The 21,537-nt window shown below is 73.0% G+C and carries 22 protein-coding genes and 1 pseudogene; 4 read left to right on the top strand and 19 right to left on the bottom strand.

Annotated features, from left to right (window positions below; genetic code table 11):
• Positions 1–13: 13 nt before the first annotated feature.
• Genes Q0L15_RS14375 through Q0L15_RS14345 form a run of 7 tightly spaced genes read right to left on the bottom strand, consistent with a single transcriptional unit; the run spans position 14 to position 5,337 of the window.
• A complete protein-coding gene (locus Q0L15_RS14375; RefSeq protein WP_296605137.1) occupies positions 14–238 on the bottom strand; it encodes a HypC/HybG/HupF family hydrogenase formation chaperone in 225 nt (74 codons plus the stop codon).
• Positions 225–719: a hydrogenase maturation protease gene (locus Q0L15_RS14370; RefSeq protein ID WP_296605136.1), complete on the bottom strand. Its 495-nt coding sequence runs from the start codon at positions 717–719 to the stop codon at positions 225–227. Before Q0L15_RS14370 ends, Q0L15_RS14375 begins: the two co-directional genes overlap by 14 nt.
• A complete protein-coding gene (locus Q0L15_RS14365; RefSeq protein ID WP_296605135.1) occupies positions 716–2,029 on the bottom strand; it encodes a Ni/Fe hydrogenase subunit alpha in 1,314 nt (437 codons plus the stop codon). The genes Q0L15_RS14370 and Q0L15_RS14365 overlap by 4 nt, the downstream gene beginning before the upstream one ends.
• Positions 2,026–2,832: a hypothetical protein gene (locus Q0L15_RS14360; protein WP_296605134.1), complete on the bottom strand. Its 807-nt coding sequence runs from the start codon at positions 2,830–2,832 to the stop codon at positions 2,026–2,028. Before Q0L15_RS14360 ends, Q0L15_RS14365 begins: the two co-directional genes overlap by 4 nt.
• Before the next feature lies 1 nt (position 2,833).
• A complete protein-coding gene (locus tag Q0L15_RS14355; RefSeq protein WP_296605133.1) occupies positions 2,834–3,694 on the bottom strand; it encodes an FAD/NAD(P)-binding protein in 861 nt (286 codons plus the stop codon).
• The gene (locus tag Q0L15_RS14350) at positions 3,691–4,158 is read right to left on the bottom strand and encodes a cyclic nucleotide-binding domain-containing protein (RefSeq protein ID WP_296605132.1); all 468 of its coding nucleotides are present in this window, start codon (positions 4,156–4,158) and stop codon (positions 3,691–3,693) included. Before Q0L15_RS14350 ends, Q0L15_RS14355 begins: the two co-directional genes overlap by 4 nt.
• A 12-nt stretch (positions 4,159–4,170) precedes the next feature.
• Positions 4,171–5,337 carry a 4Fe-4S dicluster domain-containing protein gene (locus tag Q0L15_RS14345; RefSeq protein ID WP_296605131.1) on the bottom strand — a complete coding sequence of 389 codons (1,167 nt, stop codon included), beginning with the start codon at positions 5,335–5,337 and terminating at the stop codon, positions 4,171–4,173.
• A gap of 223 nt (positions 5,338–5,560) precedes the next feature.
• On the opposite strand from Q0L15_RS14345, the gene Q0L15_RS14340 reads away from it, so the two are divergent.
• Positions 5,561–5,848, top strand: a complete 288-nt coding sequence (locus tag Q0L15_RS14340) for a hypothetical protein (RefSeq protein ID WP_296605130.1) — start codon at positions 5,561–5,563, stop codon at positions 5,846–5,848.
• Positions 5,845–6,267 carry a response regulator gene (locus Q0L15_RS14335; protein WP_296605129.1) on the top strand — a complete coding sequence of 141 codons (423 nt, stop codon included), beginning with the start codon at positions 5,845–5,847 and terminating at the stop codon, positions 6,265–6,267. Before Q0L15_RS14340 ends, Q0L15_RS14335 begins: the two co-directional genes overlap by 4 nt.
• Here Q0L15_RS14335 and Q0L15_RS14330 read toward each other — a convergent pair.
• Complete coding sequence (locus tag Q0L15_RS14330) at positions 6,199–8,652, bottom strand: ATP-binding protein (RefSeq protein ID WP_296605128.1); 2,454 nt, start codon at positions 8,650–8,652, stop codon at positions 6,199–6,201. The genes Q0L15_RS14335 and Q0L15_RS14330 overlap by 69 nt on opposite strands.
• Positions 8,649–9,308 (bottom strand): response regulator transcription factor, encoded by a 660-nt coding sequence (locus Q0L15_RS14325; RefSeq protein ID WP_296605127.1) that lies wholly within the window; start codon positions 9,306–9,308, stop codon positions 8,649–8,651. The genes Q0L15_RS14330 and Q0L15_RS14325 overlap by 4 nt, the downstream gene beginning before the upstream one ends.
• A 213-nt stretch (positions 9,309–9,521) precedes the next feature.
• Between Q0L15_RS14325 and Q0L15_RS14320 the strand changes: the two genes are divergently transcribed.
• Positions 9,522–9,830 (top strand): hypothetical protein, encoded by a 309-nt coding sequence (locus tag Q0L15_RS14320; RefSeq protein ID WP_296605126.1) that lies wholly within the window; start codon positions 9,522–9,524, stop codon positions 9,828–9,830.
• 15 nt (positions 9,831–9,845) lie between these two features.
• Here Q0L15_RS14320 and Q0L15_RS14315 read toward each other — a convergent pair whose 3' ends face one another.
• A complete protein-coding gene (locus Q0L15_RS14315) occupies positions 9,846–10,304 on the bottom strand; it encodes a hypothetical protein (RefSeq protein ID WP_296605125.1) in 459 nt (152 codons plus the stop codon).
• Between the two features lie 109 nt (positions 10,305–10,413).
• Between Q0L15_RS14315 and Q0L15_RS14310 the strand changes: the two genes are divergently transcribed.
• The gene (locus Q0L15_RS14310) at positions 10,414–11,160 is read left to right on the top strand and encodes a response regulator transcription factor (RefSeq protein ID WP_296605124.1); all 747 of its coding nucleotides are present in this window, start codon (positions 10,414–10,416) and stop codon (positions 11,158–11,160) included.
• A gap of 26 nt (positions 11,161–11,186) precedes the next feature.
• On the opposite strand, the gene Q0L15_RS14305 is transcribed toward Q0L15_RS14310, so the two are convergent.
• From Q0L15_RS14305 to Q0L15_RS14265, 9 genes and pseudogenes are all read right to left on the bottom strand, one after another.
• Positions 11,187–11,555, bottom strand: coding sequence for an Hpt domain-containing protein (locus tag Q0L15_RS14305; protein ID WP_296605123.1), 369 nt, complete (start codon positions 11,553–11,555; stop codon positions 11,187–11,189).
• Complete coding sequence (locus Q0L15_RS14300; RefSeq protein WP_296605122.1) at positions 11,552–12,166, bottom strand: signal peptidase I; 615 nt, start codon at positions 12,164–12,166, stop codon at positions 11,552–11,554. The genes Q0L15_RS14305 and Q0L15_RS14300 overlap by 4 nt, the downstream gene beginning before the upstream one ends.
• 110 nt (positions 12,167–12,276) lie before the next feature.
• Positions 12,277–12,894, bottom strand: coding sequence for a hypothetical protein (locus Q0L15_RS14295; protein WP_296605121.1), 618 nt, complete (start codon positions 12,892–12,894; stop codon positions 12,277–12,279).
• A 190-nt stretch (positions 12,895–13,084) separates the two neighbouring features.
• Complete coding sequence (locus tag Q0L15_RS14290) at positions 13,085–13,867, bottom strand: isocitrate lyase/phosphoenolpyruvate mutase family protein (protein WP_296605120.1); 783 nt, start codon at positions 13,865–13,867, stop codon at positions 13,085–13,087.
• 70 nt (positions 13,868–13,937) lie between these two features.
• Positions 13,938–16,925: a bifunctional [glutamine synthetase] adenylyltransferase/[glutamine synthetase]-adenylyl-L-tyrosine phosphorylase gene (locus tag Q0L15_RS14285; RefSeq protein ID WP_296605119.1), complete on the bottom strand. Its 2,988-nt coding sequence runs from the start codon at positions 16,923–16,925 to the stop codon at positions 13,938–13,940.
• The gene (locus tag Q0L15_RS14280; protein WP_296605118.1) at positions 16,922–17,653 is read right to left on the bottom strand and encodes a type 1 glutamine amidotransferase; all 732 of its coding nucleotides are present in this window, start codon (positions 17,651–17,653) and stop codon (positions 16,922–16,924) included. The genes Q0L15_RS14285 and Q0L15_RS14280 overlap by 4 nt, the downstream gene beginning before the upstream one ends.
• On the bottom strand, positions 17,653–18,990 hold the full coding sequence (locus Q0L15_RS14275) for a glutamine synthetase family protein (protein ID WP_296605117.1): 1,338 nt from the start codon (positions 18,988–18,990) through the stop codon (positions 17,653–17,655). The genes Q0L15_RS14280 and Q0L15_RS14275 overlap by 1 nt, the downstream gene beginning before the upstream one ends.
• Positions 18,991–19,180: 190 nt before the next feature.
• On the bottom strand, positions 19,181–19,825 hold the full coding sequence (locus Q0L15_RS14270) for a hypothetical protein (RefSeq protein ID WP_296605116.1): 645 nt from the start codon (positions 19,823–19,825) through the stop codon (positions 19,181–19,183).
• A gap of 147 nt (positions 19,826–19,972) precedes the next feature.
• Positions 19,973–21,537 (bottom strand): annotated as a pseudogene (locus Q0L15_RS14265) (NAD(+) synthase); the annotation flags it as partial.

The raw sequence follows: 21,537 nt of genomic DNA, 5'->3' as shown, positions 1-21,537 counted from the left end.
GTCCTCGTCGACGTCATGACCGGTCCCCTTCCCTGATCCGCTCGGCCTCCGCCGCTTCCTCAGGCGTCAGTCGGGCCAGCGCGAAGCCGCTGTGCACGAGCACCACGTCGCCCGCGGCGAGCGGCGCCCCGTCGTCGAGGGTCAGCAGGGACACGGTCAGCGTGCGCCCCGCCACCCGGACGTCGGCCTGGTCCGTACCGCGCAGGCACAGCACGGCGCCGAGCTCACCGACGCACATGGGCCCGCACCTCCTCGACCACCTGCTCGGCGGCGACCGGGACGGCCGCCAGCACCTCGGTCGACAGCGGGTAGCCACAGCCGAACGAGGCGGCCTCGACCCCGACGACCACCAGGTGCTCGGGCAGCCGCCCCAGGGCCCGGGCCAGCTCGACGACGGCGGCGAGCCCGAAGGCGTGGGTGCCGCGCCCGCTGGCGGCCCACGCCGGGAACGGCAGCGGCGTCTCGCCGACACCGACGGCGAGACGGTGCACGGTCCCCGGGACCGCCCCCGAGCGCACGGCGTCGACCACGACGACCAGGTCGCGGCCGGCCCACAGGTCCATCAGGGCGGTGGGGTCGCGATGCACGCACACGTAGACGCCGGGGAGCGCCCGGTCGGCCACCGCCCGCGCCACTGCCAGTCCGACCCCGTCGTCGCCCCGCGCCGGGTCGCCGATCCCGACCACGAGGCAGCTGCCCGTCATCGCCCGGGTGGTCATGACCGCTCCACGGTGAGGTCGAGGAAGTGGGTGGCGCAGGAGATGCACGGGTCGTAGCTGCGGATCGCCTGCTCGCACCGGTGCTGCAGGGCGTGGTCGTCGAGGCCCGACCAGGCCGCGGCCATCGTCCGCAGGTCGGCCTCGACCGCCGCCTGGTTCTGCGACGTCGGCGGGACGATCTGGGCGTCCTGGATGATCCCCGCGCCGTCGAGCACGTACCGGTGGAACAGCGTCCCGCGCGGGGCCTCGCTGGCGCCGTACCCCTCCCCCGCCCGCGGCGGGACCTCGACCCGGGGCGGCGAGCCGTCGGCCCAGCCGTCGATGATCGCCAGGGCCTCGTGGCAGGCCTCGACGATCTCCACCGCGCGGACCACGATCGAGCGGAACGGGTTGCGGCAGCGCTCACCGAGCCCCGCTCCACGTGCCGCCTCGCGCGCCACGCCCGAGAGCCGGTCGGAGTTGAGCGTGTAGCGGGCGAGCGGCCCGACGACGTACGGCGCGTCGCTGCCGGCGAGCCGGGCGTGCAGCGCGTTGCTGTGCGCGACGTGCGTCTCCTCGATCTGCTGCGCGAACTGCGAGACCGGGAACGAACGGCCGGTGGAGGTCACCACCTCGGTGCCCGCCTCGATCGGGTAGCCGTGGTCGGCTCGCAGCGAGAGGTACTCGTGGGGCTGCTCGAAGTCCGGGAAGTCGAAGCCGGAGACCAGACCGACGGCCACCAGCGCGTCGTCGAGCGCGCGCTCGAGCACCGGCCGGAGCCGGCCGAGCTCGGTCCTCGACGGGAACCGGTAGAAGCCGCCCACCCGGACGTTGACCGGGTGCACCGAGCGACCGCCGACGACCTCCATGAGGGTGTTGCCCGCCTTCTTAAGCCGCAGGCCCAGCTCGACGACGTCGGCATGGTCGGCCGCCATCTCGATCGCGCCGTCGTAGCCGAGGAAGTCGGGGGCGTGGAGCAGGAACACGTGCAGGGCGTGGCTCTCGATCCACTCGCCGCAGTAGAGGAGACGCCGCATCAGCCGGACCGGCTCCGGCACCCCGACGCCGCACGCGTCCTCGACGGCCCAGCAGGCGCTCGTCTGGTAGGCCACGGGGCAGATGCCGCAGATGCGGGCGGTGATGTCGGGTGGCTCGGTGTGGGCACGACCGCGCAGGAACGCCTCGTAGAACCGGGGAGGCTCGTAGATGCGCAGCTGGACGTCGGCCACGTCCGCGCCGTCGAACGCGACGTGCATCGCGCCCTCGCCCTCGACCCGCGCCAGGGCACCGACGCGCAGGACCCGGCCGCCGTCGGTGAGCTTGTGGTTCATGGCGCCACCTCCTGTCCCGGGTGCTGCCGTGCGGCCTCGTGGCGCCGGCTCTCCTGCCGGAACGGCTCGGCGGCGGCGTTGAAGGTGCGGAACATCCGCAGCACCTCCACCTCGTCGCGTCCCAGCGCGCGCAACCGGTCCGCCTCGGACCGGGTGTTGGGGGTGTCCTGCGGGCCGAAGCACCCGTAGCAGCCACGGGAGTACGCCGGGCACAGCGCGCCGCACCCTGCCTGGGTGACCGGACCCAGGCAGGGTGCGCCGCCGGCCACCATCACGCACACGGCGCCGCGGCGCTTGCACTCGACGCACACGCTGTACGTCGGGATCCGGGGCCGCCGTCCGGCCAGCTCGGCGCTCAGCAGCTCGAGCAGCTGGTGTCGGTCGACCGGGCAGCCGCGCAGCTCGAAGTCGACCGTGACGTGGGCGGCGACGGGGGTCGATCGGTCCAGCGTCTCGAGGTACTCCGGGTGGGCGTAGACGACCGAGCGGAACTCGGCGACGTCGGCGAAGTTGCGCAGCGCCTGGATGCCGCCGCTGGTCGCGCACGCCCCGATCGTGATGAGCCGGCGCGAGACGGCGCGGACCTGGTGGATCCGCTCCAGGTCGGCCGGGGTGGTGATCGACCCCTCGACCAGCGAGACGTCGTAGGGCCCCTCGACGACCGCGCGGGTGGCCTCGGGGAAGTAGGCGATCTCGATCTCCCCGGCCAGCGGGACCAGCTCGTCCTCACAGTTGAGCAGCGTCAGCTGGCAGCCGTCGCAGGACGCGAACTTCCAGACGGCGAGCTTGGGTCGCGCGGTCATGTCACAGCTCCGCTCTGCTCATCAGGGGCTCCAGCCGGTCGAACGGGAGGACCGGGCCGTCGAGGCAGAGGAAGAGCTCGCGCAGCTGGCAGTGGCCGCACAGGCCGACGCCGCACTTCATGTTGCGCTCCATCGAGAGCCGGACCCGCTGCGGCTCCACGCCGCGGGCGACGAGCGCGACGGCCGAGTGGCGCATCATCACCTCGGGTCCGCAGACCAGCGCCAGCCGCTGGTCGGCGCCGAACGCGACCTTGCCGATCAGCTGGGTGACGAGCCCGATCCGGCCCGTCCACCCCGCCTCACCGCGGTCGACGATCACCTCGACGGTGATCCGGTGGTCCTCGGCCCAGGACCGCAGGTCATCGGCGAACAGGACGTCGGAGGGCGTGCGCGCGCCGTACAGCAGCGAGACCCGCTCGTAGTCGTCGCGCTCCGCGCAGATCTCCAGCAGCGCCGGGCGCAGGGGGGCGAGGCCGATGCCGCCGGCCACGAGCACGACGTCGCCGCCCTTGCCGTCGGCCACCTCCCACCCGGTGCCGTACGGCCCGCGGACCCCGAGGACCTGGCCGGGCGCCGCGAAGGCCAGCGCGTGCGAGACCGACCCGACGTCGCGGATCGTGTGCTGGAGCGGGCCGCTCCCGCGCGGGTCGCCGCTGATCGAGATCGGGACCTCGCCGACGCCGAACACCTGGAGCATCGTGAACTGTCCGGCCGCGAAGGCCAGCGGCCCGCCCTCGCAGGGCTCGAGCTGGACGGTGAGCGTGTCGTGGTTGTCGCGCCGGGTGCTGGCGACCCGGAAGCGGCGGGGCACCATCGGGGGCGCCTCGGGTGCTGCGGCGCTCAGGGCACCCAGGGCGCTCACGGCCGACCGCCGTAGAGGTCGAGCAGCCGCACACGTGCCGAGTGGAGCCGGGTGGACATGACCCCGACCACGCGCCGCATCAGCGCGTAGCCCAGCACCGGGTCCTCCTCGCAGCGTGCCCGGAGGCAGACCCCGTCGAACGAGACTGCGCTGGTCTCGCTCACCGCACGCGCGTCGAAGGTCCAGCGGTACGGCGGCACCAGCCACGACCAGCCGACCACCCCATCGCCAGGGTCGTCGGCGTCGGCGGTGTCGAGCACCTGGGAGCCGGTGCCGAGCCGGGTCTCGAGGGCCACCCGGCCGGTTCGCAGGACGTAGAACGCGTCCGCGGGCTCACCCTCGCGGAACAGGTACTCCCCCGGCGCGAAGTGCACGAGCGTGGCGCACCGGGCCAGCAGCGCGAGTGCGTCCTCGTCGAGCCCGGCCAGGAACGGGTGGTGCGGCAGGTACTGCTCGATCGTCATCCTCACCATCGCTCACGCCCTCCCTCCCTCGTCGCGCAGCGCCGCGACCTCCGCGGTGAGGTCGATGGCGGCGGGGCACCACGTGATGCACCGGCCGCAGCCGACGCACCCGGACATCCCGAACTGGTCCTCCCACGCCGCGAGCTTGTGGGTCAGCCACTGGCGGTAGCGGGACCGGGTGGACGCCCGCACGGAGCCGCCGTGGATGTAGGAGTACTCGGCGTCGAAGCAGGAGTCCCAGACCCGCTCCCGCTCGACGAGCCCACCGGTCAGGTCGGTGACGTCGCGGACGTCGGTGCAGAAGCAGGTCGGGCAGACCTGCGTGCAGTTGCCGCAGGCCAGGCACCGGCTGGCGACCTCGTCCCAGACGGGGCTCTCGGCGGCCGCGTAGAGCAGCTCCTTCAATCCGTCCGTGTCGAGCCGGCGCCCCATGCGGGCGGTCGCCTCCGCCACGACCCGGTCGGCGGCCACCCGGTCGGCGGGCCGGGCCTCGGCCGCGTCGACACCCCGGGCCACCAGCTCCGCGAGCAGGTCGGCGCCGCGGTCGCTGCCCACCTCGACCACGAACCGGTGCCCGAGCTCGTCGGACACCTCGGTCATCGCGAGGTCGTACGGCGCGGCCGGGCCCGGGCCGGCACCGGGGCGCGGGCCGGTCCCCATCGACACGCAGAAGCAGGTGTCGGCGGGGTGGCTGCAGGTCACCGCCACCACGAACGTCCCCTCCCGGCGCAGCGCGTAGGCGGCGTCGCCGTACGTCCTCCGGAGGAGCACGGTGTCCTGGATGCCGATCGCGGCCAGGTCGCAGGAGCGGACGCCCAGGACGGCGACCGGCGCCTCGCCTGCGGTGACCGCCACCGGCGTCAGCTCCACCGTCGGGCTCGCTTCCCCGTCACCGGCGCGCACCCGCCACAGCACCTCCTGGGCGGGGAAGAACAGCGGCTTGGCCGACTGGACGCCCGCGGCGAACGCGAACAGCAGCGGGTCGTCGCGGCGGTGCAGCCGGTAGCGACCGGGCTCCTGCTCGTCTCCCCATCCCGCCGGCAGGTCGGTGAGCGCGCGCACCCGACCGAACGCGATCGCGCCGTCTCGGACCACGGGCCCCATGACCTCGAAGCCGCGCGCGTGCAGCGCGTCGACCAGCGCCTGCAGTCCATCCGTGGTCAGGATCCGGGTGTCCATCGCGTCTCCCTGGGGCCCACGGGCCTCGCTGCCAGTCTCCTGGTGATCTCGCGCCAGCGGCCAGGGACGCAGGTCACAAGACTCGGGCCCTTTGGGGTCCGGTCCGCACAGGGATGGTGAGGCTAAGCAACGTGGCCTACGCCATTCCCGAACCCCCGAGCGGCCCCGACCCCGGCGCGTAGCCTGGAACGGCGGCTCGGGACGTAGCGCCGAGGGAGCATCCATGTCCGAGGAACACTCGCAGCCGGTCGCCGAGCACCCTGATCCAGCCACGACCATCCACGAGCTCGTCAACGTGCTCGCCGCGGTCCAGATCCACGTCTACATGGCCCGTCGCATCTGTCCCCGGTCCGCCGATCCCGACGGCGACGCCCGACCCGCGTCCGATCCCGGGCCGGCCGCCCCGGCCACCCCGTCGGAGCTGCTGACGCGACTGGAGAGCATGGTCGACCGGGCGCTCGAGCTCGCGACCGAGCTCGACGAGCAGGTACGGACCGAGGACCTCCGATGACGGCGCCGGCTCGCGCGCGTCTCCTGGTGGTGGAGGACGACCCGGACGTCGGCGAGGCGCTCAGCCTCCTGCTGGAGGACGAGGGCCACGACGTGGAGCTGGTGCGGACCGGCGCGGAGGCCCTCGCCGCCTGTCGGACCCGCCCTCCGGACGTGGCGCTGGTCGACGTGAGCCTGCCCGGCGGCATGGACGGCCTCGAGCTCACGCGCGCCCTCGGCGAGGACCCGCGCACCCGGGAGGTGCCGGTCCTCCTCGTCAGCGCCCGTGCGCACGAGGACGACGTCGCCGCCGGTCTGGCGGCCGGTGCGCACGCCTACGTGGTCAAGCCGTTCCGCCCCGACCGGCTGCTCTCACTGGTCGCCAGCACCGTCGTCGGCGAGGGGCAACCGGATCTCGAACGTCGTGCCGAGACCGACTGAGGACCGACACGTGACCGTGCCTCGGTGGGCCTCGACCACCCGGGCCACGATCGCGAGGCCCAGTCCTGTGCCCGGCACGAGCGCCGCCGAGGCGTCGGGCGCACGGTAGAACGCGTCGAAGACGTGCTCGACCGCGGTCGGCGGGATCCCGACCCCGGTGTCGGAGACGCGGAGCACGCAGGAGCCGTCCTCGACGGCGCACTCCACCCGGATCTCGCCGCCGTCGGGGGTGAACTTCACCGCGTTGGAGACCAGGTTGACCAGCACCCGCTCCAGCTGGGTGGCCTCGCCCCAGGTGACGCACGGTCCCTCGTCGCGGACCACCAGGCGGAGGTCCCGGTCCTCCATCGTCTCCTCGGCGAGCTGCAGAGCGCCGGCGACGGCGTCGCGGAGATCGACGGGGGCGCCCTCGACGAGCATCGGTCCGGCCTCGATCCGGCTCAGCACCAGGAGGTCCTCGACCATCGTCAGCAGCCGCCGGCCGTTGCGGTCGACCCGGGACAGGAGGTGACGCTGATGCGGTGTCAGCGGGTCGCCGCGCGGCGAGCCCAGCAGGTGGATGAACCCGAGCATGCTCGTCAGCGGCGTACGCAGCTCGTGGCTGACCGACGCCACGAACGTCGACTTCAGCCGGTCGACCTCGTGGAGATGCTCGACGGCTGCTCGCTCGTGGACGAGTGCGTCCGCCAACGCCTGCTCGGTGCGCCGCCGCTCGCCGGCGTCCTCCGCGAAGCAGACGTAGGTCACCCCGCTGCCGTCCTCGGTCGTCCGGCTCAGCGTGAGCAGCACCGAGACCGCGGTGCCGTCACGGTGCAGCCAGGTCCACTCCTGCGGTCCCGGGACGGCGGTGTTGTCGACGCTCGCCACGAGTGCCGCGAACCTGTCGCCCGTCCCGAGCTCGCCCGCCCGTGCTCGCAGCTGCTTCGGGTCGTGGAGGTCGATGAGTCGCAGCCCGTCGGTCAGCTCCGCGTCCGAGCGGTCGAGCATGCGTTGGGCGCCGCGGTTGGCGAAGACGATGCGGCCGTCGCGCGAGAGCCCGAGGATCGCCGTGCTGGAGTTGGCGTCCAGCACGGTGCGCAGGAGTCGCTCGGAGTCACGGTGACCGGTGACGTCGATCCCGGTCATCAGGATCGCCCGGTCGTCGCCGCTCAGCCGAGCCGCCGTCCATGCCACCGTGCGGCGGCTCGACGGGCCCGTCGACCACGGCAGCTCCACCTCGCCATGGACGCCCGGAGCCACCAGCTCCCGGACCCGACCTTCGTCCTCGGGGCGCAGCACGGTCTCCCATGGGGGTCGACCCAGCACCTCGTGGACCTCGCGGCCACTCGCCCGCCGGGCCGCGCCGTTGATGTTCACCACCCGCAGGTCGGCATCCAGCACCAGCAGGAGCGCGCGGGTGGTGTCCACCAGCGAGGTGATGAGGTCGCGCTCCTGCGTCGCCGCTGTGAGGGCGCCGCGGCGCTGCCGGGCCGAGATCGCCAGCGTCAGCGTGACGAGGGCCAAAGTCGCGATGTACGCCTCGAGCATGGCACCGACCGCCGCTCCCGTGGAGGAGTCGACGATGTCGCCGAACGGGCCCCGTCCGTACACCGAGCAGGTTGCCCCGAAGACGGCCGCCGCCAGGACCTCCGTCAGCGCGCCGAGGGCGGTGAGCCGCAGCCCGGCCCAGACGAAGACGGCATAGGTCAACGACGAGGTGGGCCAGCTCGGCTCGGGCAGGAAGACGACGACGAGCACGAGCGCGGTCGCGATCAGCTGCGCCGCCGCCTCCGGTGCTCCCGTGCCCGGCGCCCGCCAGACATGCCCGGGGGGCTCGTCGCGCCCGCGACTCGTCGCCAGCATGATCAGGGGAACGATCACCAGGTCCGAGGCGGCGTGGGAGGCGCCCGCCGACCGGAACGTCGCCCAGTAGGACCCGTCCGAGACGAACCTGACGACCGCGCCGCCGAGCAGGCCGAGGATGCCGGCGCCGGTGGCGGTCGCGATGACGAGCCGTCGTACGTCCCCCAGGGTCTCCAGCCGCGCCGCGCCCCGTCCGCCTCCGGTCAGCACCGCCGCGATCACCACCGCCTCGGCGGCGTTGGCCGTCCCGAAGAGCACGGAGACCAGCGGCGGGCGTCCGCCGGCGAGATTGCCGAGCGCGGTCACGATCACGAGGGCCGGCGCCAGCAGCTGCCACCGCAGCGGTCGGGTGAGCACGAGCAGCGCCACCGACACCCCGGCGGCCGGCCACCACAGCGCGATCTGCGTCGAGGCCGGTGCCGCTCGGATCGCGCCGGCGCAGAGCAGGAAGATCACCACCATCCAGGCCGCGATCGACCTCCACCTCAGCCCGGGGGTGAGGTGGGGACTCACGAGCGGGGTGGTGGCGGGCACGACCGTCACCCCGGATCCTCGGGCTGTCGTCGTTCCGCCCCGAGCAGCCGACTGGCCAGGAGGGCGGCCTGGGTGCGCCGCTCGACACCGAGCTTGGCGAACACGTTGGAGACGTAGTTCTTCACCGTCTTCTCGGTGAGGAACATCCGCTCGGCGATCTGCCGGTTGGACAGCCCCTCGGCGATGTTGCGCAGCACCGCCATCTCCTGGGGCGAGAGCAGGGCCAGCCGGTCGTCGGCAGGGTCGGGCGACCGCACCCGATCCGCGAGCCGGGCGACCAGGGTCGGGTCGATGAGCGACCCGCCGGCGGCGACCTCGCGGACGGCCTCGGCCAGACCGTCGCAGCTCGCGGTCTTCAGGACGTACCCGGACGCACCCGCCATGATCGCCGCGAGCATCGCCTCGTCGTCGGCGTGGGCGGTGAGGATCAGCCCCTTGATCGAGGGGTCCACGGAGCGGACCTGCCGGCAGACCTCGATCCCGGAGCCGTCGGGCAGCTGCGCGTCGAGGATGGCCACGTCCGGGCGGAGCGCGGGGATGCGTGCCGCCGCCTCGACGGCAGATCCGGACGCGCCCACCACCTCGAGGTCCGGCTCACTCTCGAGCAGCCACCGCAGTCCGCGGCGCACGATGTCATGGTCGTCGAGCAGGTAGATCCTGATCATCTCGCCGTCACCTCGCCGATCGGCGCCTCCAGCCACAGCGTGCCGCCCGCGAGCGCCGGACGACCAGTGTCTGGCGGCTCCCGAGCCGGGACCTTCGACCCGGGCCGCCGCCGTGGGTCGACCAGGGTCCTTGGTCCCTGTTTCGGCCTCGGCGCCCGGGCGAACCTCGGAGCACCGACGCACGACCCGCCGACCCCATCGCTGGAGGCCAGCATGCAGGGAGTCACGAACACGCTTCGTGAGGACACCGGCGAGCGTCGGGCCTCCCGGGGGGCCGAGGCCGACGTGCACCGGCTTCGGTCCCCCGGGCGTCAGGCGGTGCACGACCTCGCGGCCCGCCTGGTGGTCGAGTACGGCGGCGCCGTCGCGCCCGGACGCGTGACGGCGACCGTGTGCCGTGCCTACCTCACCGTGGTGCGCGACCGCGTGCCGGTGGAGATGCTCCTGGAGACCTGCGAGAGCATCGCCCGCCGCCGGCTCACCGACCTGGTGGCCGCCGGGCTGAGACCGAGGCTCAGCTGACCGTGACGGCGGCGGTCAGAGCGCGCCGCTGTCCGACCCGAGCCCGGGGCAGGTGATCGTCGTCGTCCAGGGGCGGCCGGTCCACGAGCCGAGGCGCGACTGGATGGTGAGCGTCCACGTCGTCGCGCTCAGGTCGTTCGCCACGGTGGCGGAGGACAGCGAGGCTGCGTGGCCGGAGCTGGTCGTCGAGCGCGTCGTGTTCCGCCCGCTCAGGGTGTAGACGTAGGTCGCGCCGGCCGGCCCCGCGTCGTCGAAGCCACCGACGGACACCGACACGGACTCGGTGAAGAACGGCAGCGCGCACCGATAGGTCCCCGTGACGGCGGCCGGGGTGTCCATGCGGGCGGTGCCGACCACGAGCTGCGGCGTGCGGGCCGCCGTGAACCTCGCGGTCGCCACCGACGGCACCAGCAGCAGGCTCAGCACCACGAGCACCAGCACCACGGCGCGGCGGGCCTGGTCGAGCGTGGTCATCGGGGTTCTCCGAGCGTGAGGGATGGTGCACCGCCCACGATGCCGCGGCGGCTTCAAGAGGCCTGCGGTCCCGTCTCAAGACTCCCTCAAGAAATGACATCATCGCCTCATGGAGACCGACGTGGGGCCCGTCTCGGGTGGGCGACTCGCGCTGGTGGTCGAGGACGACGAGGACATCCGCGCTCTCATCGAGTTCACGCTGGAGACCCAGGGCTTCGAGGTCGTCGCGGTCGCCTCGGGGCTCGAGGGCGTCGACGTCGTCCGCGAGCGACAGCCCGACCTGGTGACGCTCGACCTGGGCCTCCCCGGCATCGACGGCATCGAGGCCTGCCGGCGGATCCGTGAGATCAGCGACGCGTACGTCGTGATGATCACCGCCCGCGACGACGAGATCGACCGGCTGCTCGGCCTCGAGACCGGCGCCGACGACTTCATCGCCAAGCCGTTCAGCGCCCGCGAGCTGAAGGCCCGCGTCAACGCGATGTTCCGGCGCCCGCGGACCGTGGGCGGCGTGCACGTGGCCGAGCACCCCGCCGAGGACCCCCACGAGGTGCTCGTGCACGGGGCGCTCCGGGTCGACGTCGAGAGCCGCCGCGCGTTCCGCGGCGCCGACGAGCTGGTGCTGACCCGCACCGAGTTCGACCTGCTGACCGAGCTCATGCGCACCCCGTCGCGGGTCTGGTCGCGTGAGGCGCTGCTGCGCACCGTCTGGGGCACCGACTGGGCGTCGGACACCCACCTGGTCGAGGTCCACGTCGGCAACCTGCGCCGCAAGCTCGCCGACGGCACCGACGGCTCGACCCGCTTCATCCGGACCGTGCGCGGCGTGGGCTACCGCATGGAGCTGCCTGCCTGAGGTCCAGCCTCCGGCTCAGCCTCGACTCAGACGGCGAGGTACGCCGAGATCTCGCGGGCGAGCCGCTCGGCGGCCGGGGGGAGGTCGCCGGCGGCCCGGTGCGCACCGGGCAGGTCGACGCGCCGCAGGTGCCGTTCGATCGCGGCCCCGATGGTGGCGATCTCGTGGGCACCGACCGTGTTGGAGGAGACCTTGAGGCTGAGCACGGCGTCCATGGCCTCGTCGGGGTCGTCGGCGTGCAGGGCGGCGTGCACCCGGCGTACCCGCTCCGGGAGCAGCCGCAGGTAGCGTCCGGCCAGGACGAGCGCGAACTCCTCGTCGTCGGCGTGGCCGGTCAGGCTGACGAGAGCACCCGGGTCGAAGACCGCGGGTGGTGTGTCGATGAGGTCGCTCATGCGGACGGATCCCCCTCCTGCTCGGCCGGGACCTGGTCGTCCTGGTCCTTGCTCCAGATCGTGCTGAGCCCGAGCAGCAGCATCCCCCCGAATGCCACCCAGAAGATACCGTGCTGGACCGCCGGAGAGCGGAGGACACGGATGGCGGAGCCGAGTTTCGGCACGACCGCCCTCATCTCCCACACCTCGTCCCCCTGGAGCGTCGCCGTCCACGGGTCGACGTCGTCGTTGTTGTCGCCCTGGGTGCGGATCGCGACCGAGCCGTCGCGGTGGTGGAGCACCTCCACGACCCGGTGGGTCTCGACGCGGTGGTCCTCGACGGGGATGTGGTACGTCACGACGTCGCCCACCTCGACCTCGGAGGTCGGCTTGGCCGTGGTCACCACGACGTCCCCGGGCGAGATGCCCGGCTCCATGCTGCCGGTGAGCATCGTCGAGGTGCGGTAGCCGAGCACGTGCGGCCCGACGGCGAGGAACGCGAACGTCAGCAGGCAGGCCACCAGCACCAGGTCGGTGAGCACCGTGACCACGCGACGGGTCCGCCCGCGGCGCCGCGTCGGAGCGTCGTGCACGACCGGCGCCCGGTGGCGGCCGACCTCGGTGCTGCTCATCGTGCTCTCCTCGTGCTGGTGGTGGTGGCCCAGGGGGCTGGTGCTCGCGCTGGCGGAGTGGCGAACCGGTGCGGCCGCCCGCTCCGCGAACGGCCGCACCGGTGACCGGGTCAGCGAGCCTCAGCGGCGCGCTGGGTGGCGAGGAAGGCGAAGTTCACGGTCGTCGACAGGCCCTGGAACGCGTTGTCCGCGGCGGCCGGCAGCGTCACGGTCGCCCGCAGGTTGGAGGCGGCGGAGGCGCCGTTGAGGGTGGCGGTCGCCGCGGCCAGGTCGAGGTCGGTGCCGATGACGGCGCGCTGGGCGAGCACGGGGGTGACGGTGCCGCCGACGCAGTCGAGCGCAGCGGTGGAGCCGACCTTGGTCCACGGCACCGAGCACTGGTCGATGGCCAGCTGGAGGCCGTTGGTGGCGTCGGAGGTCAGCAGGTTGGCGCTGGTCCCGGTGGTGGTGAGCTTGACCGAGCCGAACCGCTCGGAGTCGCTCCCGCGGGTGAGCACGATCGAACGCTGGACGGTGTCGCCCGGCACCAGGTTGGCCGCGTCGACGGAGAGGCCCTGCACGCCGTTGGCCGAGGTCAGCACGACCTTGCCGCTGCCGACGTTCTCGTTGGCGGCGGTGGAGGAGGTGAAGGAGCCGTAGGTGCCGAGCCCGGCCACCGAGGCGGCCGCGCCGACGAGGACGACGGAGGCGAAGATCTTGCCGGTGGTCTTGCGGGTGCCGAGGCGCATGGCTGATTCCTTTGCTGGAGACCAGCTCTGCGGATCTCGCTGCTGGTCGGTGAGGTGATGACCAGGACTCTGCTCCGCGAGGTTCAAGCGACCGCCAGGCAACCTGCGAGGTTGCCTCAAGGAACCAGCAAGGATCCTGAGACCGGGCCCGGCCGGGGGCTCAGGCTCGATCGAGGACCGCTGACGAGGATCAGTTGAGCATCCGCATCGTCGAGGGGACTCCCCCGCCGCGATGCACCTCCTCGACCAGCTCCTGGAGGGCGGTGAGCGCCACGTTCTGCGACATCGGGCCGTAGGAGACCCGCGCGACACCGAGCTCCTCGAGCCGGGCCAGGGACGGTACGCCGGGGATGGCGATCATCGTGAGCCGCTGGGGTCCGTAGGCGTCGACGAGGGTGCGCACCTGCTGCTCGTCGAGCCGGGCGGGGACGAACACCACGGGCGCGCCGGCGTCGAGGTAGGCCCGGCCCCGCTCCACCGCGTCCGCGAGCACGTCGCCCTGGTCGCGGTCCTTGCCCTTGACGAACGCGTCCGTGCGGGCGTTGAGCACGAAGTCGACGCCCTCCTGCTCGGCGACCCGCATGATCTTCTCGACGTTGGCCGCCGCCTCCGCCACCGGCCGCATCTGGTCCTCGATGTTGGCGCCGACGATGCCGAGCCCGATCGCGCGGCGCACCGTCTCGGCGGGGTCGCCGTACCCGCCCTCGAGGTCGGCGGTCACGGGCAGGTCGGTGGAGGCCGCGATGCGACCGGCGGCCTCGAGCATCAGGTCGACCGGGATCTGCTCGCCGTCGGGATAGCCGTAGGACGCCGCGATCGAGTGGCTGGCGGTGGCCAGCGCACGGGTGCCCGGCACGTCGGCGACGACCTGGGCCGAGATGACGTCCCACACGTTCACCACCGTCAGCAGCTCGGGTGCCTGGTGCAGGCGGAGGAGGGTGCTGGCCTTGGCCCGGGTGTCGTCGCTCGTCATGCGGGGAGCCTAGCCACGTCGTCCCGACCGCCGGGTCGGCACGAGTGCAGGTCCCAGCACCCACCGGCGGCTACTCCCAGAAGATCCGGTCGACGACCGCACGCGCCAGGCGGGTGTAGCGCAGCTGGTCGTTGACCATGGCGTCGGAGGACCCGGCGGGATAGCCGAGCACCGCGGCGACCGCCGCCCGCTCGCGGATGTCGCGGGGCAGCTCCTCAGCCGGCCGACCGCGCACCAGGGTCACCGCGTTGCGGACCCTGCTGACCCGGCGCCAGGTCTGCTGCAGCACCGCGGCGTCGTCCTCGCTGACCAGGCCCGCCTCGTGCGCCGCCGCGAGCGCCTCGAGTGTGCGTGAGGTGCGCAGCGCGGGGACGGAGCCGGCGTAGCGCATCTGCAGCAGCTGGACGGTCCACTCGATGTCGGCGAGCCCGCCGCGGCCGAGCTTGAGGTGGGTGTGCGGGTCGGCGCCGCGCGGCAGCCGCTCCTCGTCGACCCGGGCCTTGATCCGCCGGACCTCGACGACGTCGTCCTCGCTCAGCCCGTCGGCCGGGTAGCGCAGGGGATCGATGAGCTCCTCGAACCGGCGCCGCACCTCGAGATCCCCGACCACGGCGTCGGCACGCAGGAGCGCCTGCGCCTCCCAGACCTTCGACCAGCGCGCGTAGTAGGCGGCGTAGGAGTCGAGCGTGCGCACCAGCGGGCCCTGCTTGCCCTCGGGACGCAGGTCCGCGTCGACCTCGAGCGCCGGGTCGGGCCCGGGCAGCGCGAGCAGCCGCCGCAGCTCGTTCGCGACCGCCTGGGCGTACGACGACGCCACCTGCGGGTCGGTGCCCGGCTCGGGGTGGTGCACGAACAGCACGTCGGCGTCGCTGCCGTAGGACAGCTCGAAGCCGCCGTACCTGCCCATCGCGACGATCGCCATCCGGGTCGGCGCCCGGTCGAGGCCGCGCTGGCGGCGGACCGCGCGGCCCGCGACGTCGAGCGTCGCCTCGAGGGTGGCGTCGGTGAGCCGGGACAGCCCCGCGCCGACGACGGCGACGTCGGTGAGGCCGAGGACGTCGCCGGCGGCGATGCGCAGCAGCTCGCGGCGTCGCACGCCACGGATCACCAGCACCGCCGACTCGGGCTCCTCGTGCCGGCCGGCCAGGGCGAGCATCTCCTCGGTGAGGGTTTCCGAGGAGAGCGGGGTCAGGTCGCCCCCGAGCATCCGGACGCCTTGGGGCTCGCGCTCGAGCAGCCCGGTGGCATAACGGGAGGTGGCCAGGATCCGGGCGAGGCGCTCGGCGACCTCGCCCTCGTCGCGCAGCGTCGAGAGGTACCAGGGTGTGGATCCCAACGACTCGCTGATGCGACGGAACCCGAACAGCCCGGCGTCGGGGTCGGGGGCGTCGGCGAACCAGCCGAGCATGACCGGCAGGAGCGTGCGCTGGATCTGGGCGGCCCGGGTCACGCCCGAGGTGAGCGCCTCGAGGTGGCGCAGCGCCGCTTGGGGGTCGATGAAGCCCAGCGCGGCCAGCCGCTTGGTGGCGGCCTCGGGCGAGAGCCGGGCCTCGTCGCCGGGGATCTTGGCGACGGCGGTGAGCAGCGGCCGGTAGAAGAGCTTCTCGTGGAGACGGCGGACCTCGCGACGGTGGTGCTGCCAGGTCTTGTCGAGGATGCCGACCGGGTCCTTGAGGTAGCCCATGCTCCGGCCCAGACGCCGCAGCGACGCCTCGTCCTCGGGCACCACGTGGGTGCGCCGCAGCCGGTGCAGCTGGATGCGGTGCTCGAGGGTCCGCAGGAACGCGTAGGCCTCGTGCAGGGACACGCCGTCGTCCCGCCCGACGTAGCCGCCGCGGGTGAGCTCGGCGAGGGCGCTCAGCGTGGCGCCGGCGCGCAGGGCCTCGTCCGCCCGACCGTGGACGAGCTGCATGAGCTGCACGGCGAACTCCACGTCGCGCAGCCCGCCGGAGCCGAGCTTGAGCTGGCGCTCGGCCTCACGGGCGGGGATGTGGTCGAGGACCCGGCGGCGCATCGCCTGGGTGTCCTCCACGAAGCCGTCGCGCTCCGCGGCGCTCCAGACCATCGGCCGGGTCATCTCGACGAACTCGCGGCCGAGGTCGAGGTCGCCGGCGACCGCGCGGGCCTTGAGCAGCGCCTGGTACTCCCAGGTGCTCGCCCAGCGCTCGTAGTAGCCCTGGTGACTGGCGAGGGTGCGCACCAGAGGCCCGGCCTTGCCCTCGGGCCGCAGGGCCGCGTCGACCGGCCAGATCGTGCCCTCGCCGGTGTGGTCGGAGCAGACCTGCATGAGATTGCTCGCCAGCTGGGTGGCCGCCCGGAGCGCGGCGTTGTCGACGGCGCTGTCGGGGACGCCGTCGGCCGGTGCCCAGACGAAGATCACGTCGACGTCGGAGACGTAGTTGAGCTCGTGGCCGCCGCACTTGCCCATGGCGACCACGCCGAGCCGCGCCAGCGCGGCGTCCTCGCCGACCCGCTGCCGAGCGACGGCCAGGGCGGCGTCGAGCGTGCCGGCGGCCAGGTCGGAGAGCTCGGCGGCGACGTCGTCGACCCCGAGGTGGTGGGACAGGTCGCGCGCGGCCAGCCGCAGCAGGAGGCGCCGGTACTCCACGCGCAGGGCGTCGACCGCGACGTCGTCGGCGAGCGAGGCGACGGGGTGGTCGTCGGCGGGGTCCGCACCCACCGCCGCGAGCAGCGACGCACGCAGCGACCAGGCGGTGGGGCGGGTCGATCCGAGGACGGGGTCGGCCAGCTCGCGCCAGTGCTCGGGGTGGCGCACGAGGTGGTCGGTCAGCGCCTCGCTCGCGCCGAGCACGCTGAGCAGCCGCATCGCCGTGCCCTCGTCGTCGACCAGCGCCTCGAGCATCTCGGTCGGATCGGCGACCGCGTCGACCAGGCGGTGCAGGCCGCCGGCCGCCTCGTCGGGGTCGGCGGTCCGGCCCAGCAGGGCGAGCAGTGGTCCCGAGGCCTCCCCCAGTCGCTCGAGCGCGGCCAGCGCGGCCTCCGGCTCGCGAAAGCCCAGGCGCAGCAGGTTGCCCGTGCTGGTCGCCGACCGGCTCATCGCACCACCGGCTCCGCCCCGGACATCAGCGCGGTGAAGCGGCGCGCCAGGGGCCGCCAGGCCTCGTCGAGCTCGGCTCGCGCCTCGTCGATCTCGCGCAGCATCGCGTCGGTGTCGAGGCCGCGGGTCTCGTGCGACCCGCGGTCGGACTCCGCCCAGGGCTGCAGCACCGCGACGTCCACCTCCGGGTGCAGCTGCACGCCCCACACCCGCGCGCCGTAGCGCGCGGCCTGCACCTCACCGTGCTCGGTCGCGGCCAGCAGGACGGCCCCGGGAGGCAGCTCGGTGACGACGTCGTCGTTCCACTGCACCCCGCGCCGCGAGGTCGCCAACGGCCCGAGCAGCGGGTCGTCGGTGGCCGCCTCGGTCCAGCCCACCTCGAGCAGGCCGACCTGCTGGCCGCGGGGGTTGCGCCCGACCGTCCCGCCCAGGGCTGCGGCGATCAGCTGGTGGCCGAGGCAGATGCCGAGCGTGAGCAGCTCGGCGTCGCGGGCCTGGCGGACCAGCTCCTTGACCGGCGGCAGCCACGCGTGCACCGCGTCGTCGTTCGCCCCCATCGGGCCGCCGAGCACCAGGAGGGCGTCGTACGCCGCCAGCTCGGGCAGCCGGTCGCCGGCGTAGGGGCGGCAGACGTCGAGGCCGCAGCCCTCCTCGGCCAGCCAGGTGCCGACCAGGGCCGGCGGGCACTCGGCGTCGTGCTCGACCACGAGGACCGTCGGCCGTGGCATCAGATCACCGGGAGCATGCGGTCCCGCTCGAACGCCGAGACCTGGCCGCGGTACTCCTCCCACTCCGCGCGCTTGTTGCGCAGGAAGAAGTCGAAGACGTGCTCGCCGAGCGTCTCGGCGAGCAGCTCGGAGTGCTCGGCCACCGCGATCGCCTCGGAGAGGCTCTTGGGCAGCGGCTCGATGCCGAGGCTCTTGCGCTCGCGCTCGGTGAGCGCCCAGACGTCGTCCTCGGCCTCGCGCGGCAGCTCGTAGCCCTCGGAGATGCCCTTCATGCCGGCTGCGAGCACGACCGCGAACGCCAGGTAGGGGTTGCAGGCGGCGTCGATCGTGCGCAGCTCGATGCGGGTGGACTGGCCCTTGTTGGGCTTGTACATCGGCACCCGGATCATCGCCGAGCGGTTGTTGTGCCCCCAGCAGATGTAGGAGGGCGCCTCGCCGCCGAACATCAGCCGCTTGTAGCTGTTGACCCACTGGTTGGTGACGACGCTGATCTCGTTGGCGTGGCGCAGCACGCCGGCGATGAACTGCCGGCCGGTCGTCGAGAGCTGGTACTCCGCACCCGCCTCGAAGAACGCGTTGCGGTCGCCCTCGAAGAGGGACACGTGGGTGTGCATGCCCGAGCCCGGATGGGTGGTGAACGGCTTGGGCATGAACGACGCCCACACACCCTGGCCGAGTGCGACCTCACGGATCACCGTGCGGAACGTCATGATGTTGTCGGCCGTGGTCAGCGCGTCGGCGTACCGCAGGTCGATCTCCTGCTGACCCGGGCCGCCCTCGTGGTGGCTGAACTCCACCGAGATGCCCATCGCCTCGAGCATGCTGATCGCCTCGCGGCGGAAGTCGGCGCCCATCGACGTCGCGGTGTGGTCGAAGTACCCGCTGCGGTCGACCGGCTCGGGCTCCGCGCCCGCCACCGGGGTGTCCTTGAAGAGGTAGAACTCGATCTCGGGGTGGGTGTAGAACGTCAGTCCCTGGTCGGCCGCCTTGCTCAGGGTGCGCTTGAGCACGTGGCGCGGGTCGGCGTACGACGGGGAGCCGTCGGGCATGACGATGTCGCAGAACATCCGAGCGGTCGAGGGGCCCTCGCCGCGCCAGGGCAGGATCTGGAACGTCGAGGGGTCGGGCATCGCGAGCATGTCGGCCTCGTAGACCCGTGCGAAGCCCTCGATGGCCGAGCCGTCGAAGCCGATGCCCTCCGAGAACGCCCCGTCCAGCTCGGCCGGAGCGACCGCGACGGACTTCAAGAAGCCGAGGACGTCGGTGAACCACAGCCGGACGAATCGGACGTCCCGCTCCTCCAGCGCGCGGAGGACGAACTCTTCCTGCTTACCCATGGCCGTGCTCACTTCGTTCCGCGCGCCCATGGGGCCCGGCTTTGGCTGCGTTGGATCGTTCGCTCGCTCCGCTCGCTCATGCCCGCACCCTATCGGCGCGACCGTCCTCCACCCGACCCCAGACGCCCCGAGCACCGCCGAGTCGGCGCAGTCTCAGGCTCAGACTGCGCCGGCTCGGCATCGGTGTGGCTCAGCCCTTCGGCTGCTCCCCGCAGATGTTGACCTCCTGGGAGCCCAGGATGCCGTCCCAGACCGCGCGCATCGGCTGCATCCAGTCCTGGGTGACGTTCGCGAACGCGATCGAGCCGCGGACGCGGTGGCGCACGCCCTCGACCCAGACCTTGCGGACGGTCAACGGGACGGTGACGGCATCCGCGTCGGTGCCGGCCCAGCACGCCGTCGCCTTGGTCTTCTCACGGGCCTGGCGGAAGCCGATCTCGTCGCCGACCTTCTCGCCGGCGTAGCGGAACGCGACCGTGGTCATGTAGCCGGTGTGGCCCTCCCAGGGCGCCCGGACGGTCATCGAGAGACCCTCGGTGCGCTTGGTCGGGATGCGGAACGTGACGACGCCGTCCTCGACGGTCTTCTGCCCGCCGTCCCACACCCGCATCCCGATCTTGGCGTCCGGGTCCCAGCGCCCCTGCATGATGGCGACCTCGCAGCCCTCGCAGTCGGGCACCTCGAAGGTGATCGTCGTCTTCGGTACGGCGCGCGCGGCGTCACGCTCCTCGGCGTGCGCCGGACCGGTGCTCACCGCGGTGGCCAGGCCCGTGGCCACGCAGGCCGTGACGGCGGCGGCCGCGGCTCCGCGGCGGACCAGGCTGATGCTGTTCATGGTGGTTCTCCTCGGGCGGGGGTGGTGTCGCTGGAGAGACGCCCGGCGGGGCCGTTCGGTTGCACGCCGGGGCGCCCGAATTCTCGCGGTCTGGTCCGGCGTAGGAATCCCCGGTCCACCGGGGGTTCTCCCCCCGCTCGCGCCCTCTCAGGAGGTGGGGACGTTCGCCTCGAGCTCGGCCAGCCAGGCGGCGGCGCTGGCGTCGGACGGCATCCGCCAGTCACCGCGCGGCGACATCGTGCCGCCGTGGCTGACCTTGGGGCCGTTGGGCAGCGCCGAGCGCTTGAACTGGTTGGCGAAGAACCTCCGGACGAACACCTCCAGCCAGCGCCGGATCGTCGGCAGGTCGAACTCCACGCGGCGGTCGTCGGGATAGTTCGGCGGCCACTCCCCCGCGTCGGCGTCGTGCCAGGCGTGCCAGGCCAGGAACGCGATCTTGCTCGGCACGAACCCGTAGCGCAGCGTCTGGAAGATGGAGAAGTCCTGCAGCGAGTACGGGCCCACCGACTCCTCGGTCGACTGGGGCAGCTGGTCCTCGCGGGTCGGGATCAGCTCGGGGGTGATCTCCTGCCCGACGATCTCGATGAGCACGTCGTTGGTCGACTCGTCGAACTGGCCGCTGGCGACCACCCAGCGGATGAGGTGCTGGATGAGCGTCTTCGGTACGCCGGCGTTGACGTTGTAGTGCGACATCTGGTCGCCCACGCCGTACGGAGAGGTCGCCGGTGCCGAGCACGATGCCGCCGCGGTGGTTGGCGAGCCGGAAGAGGTAGTCGGTGCGCAGGCCGGCCTGGACGTTCTCGAAGGTGATGTCGTAGACCTCCTCCCCCGTCGCGTAGGGGTGGCCGAGGTCGGTGAGCATCTCCCGGGCCGCGCCGGTGATGTCGATCTCCTCCATGGTGATGCCGAGGGAGTCCGCGAGCCGCCACGCGTAGCCCTTGGTGCGCTCGCCGGTCGCGAAGCCAGGCAGCGTGAACCCGTGGATGTCCGTGCGCGGCCGGCCGAGCCGGTCCATCGCCTTGGCGGCGACGATCAGCGCGTGCGTGGAGTCGAGGCCGCCGCTGATGCCGATGATCACCTTCGGCTGGAAGTCGCCGCCCCCGATGGCCGAGAGCCGCTGCTCGAGCCCGGAGACCTGGATGTTGTACGCCTCGTAGCAGTCCTGGGCGAGCCGCTCGGCGTCGTCGGGGACGAACGGGAACCGATCCACCTTGCGGCGCAGCCCGATGTCGCTCGTCGGCGGGGCCAGCTCGAACGTGACCGTGCGGAAGTCCGGTGCGAGCGCGCGGCGGTTGTCGTCGAAGGTCCCCATCCGGATCCGCTCCATGCGCAGCCGGTCGAGGTCGACGTCGGCCACCGAGGCCCGCGGCCCGTCGGGGAATCGTTCGGTCTCGGCCAGCAGCTCGCCGTTCTCGTAGACCATCGTCTGCCCGTCCCACGACAGGTCCGTCGTGGACTCGCCCTGGCCGCCGGCGGCGTAGAGGTACGCCGCGAGGCAGCGGCTCGCGGCACTGCGTGCCATCAGCTGCCGGTCGCTCGCCCGGCCGATCGTGATCGGGCTGCCCGAGATGTTGGCGAGCACGGTCGCGCCGGCCAGCGCCGCCTCGGCGCTCGGCGGGACCGGCACCCACATGTCCTCGCAGACCTCGACGTGGACCACCAGCCCGCGCACGTCCTCGGCCTCGAACAACAGGTCGGGCCCGATCGGGACC

It is taken from the genome of Nocardioides sp., assembly GCF_024509035.1.
Lineage (GTDB): Bacteria > Actinomycetota > Actinomycetes > Propionibacteriales > Nocardioidaceae > Nocardioides.
This window is presented reverse-complemented; position numbering and strand designations above follow the sequence as displayed.